This window comes from Duganella violaceipulchra (genome assembly GCF_019166075.1).
GTDB classification, from domain to species: Bacteria; Pseudomonadota; Gammaproteobacteria; order Burkholderiales; family Burkholderiaceae_D; genus Rugamonas; species Rugamonas violaceipulchra.
This window is the reverse complement of sequence record NZ_JAHTGR010000274.1, coordinates 1-206: the sequence shown is the minus strand read 5'-3', so window position 1 is coordinate 206 and position 206 is coordinate 1. Positions and strand designations below refer to the sequence as shown.

The window sequence follows — 206 nt, the reverse complement described above, 5'->3', positions numbered from 1 at the left end:
CGACGCTGGCAGGCCTGGCCAGCGTCGTCAGCCAAGCGCGGCAAGCGAGCTTAAGCCGGATCGAACGCACCGCGCGCAACCAAGCCTTGCCGCTCTCGTGGGCCCAGCAACGGCTCTGGTTCCTCGACCAACTCGACCATGCCGCCGGCGCGGCCTACCACATGCCGGCCGCTCTAAGACTGAAAGGCCAGCTCGACTGTGCGGCG

Annotated in this window: 1 protein-coding gene; it reads left to right on the top strand. The window is 68.4% G+C overall.

The annotated features are described in order from the left end of the window. On the top strand, nucleotides 1-206 hold a 206-nt coding region (locus tag KVP70_RS34035), incomplete at both ends, for a hypothetical protein (protein ID WP_217946833.1).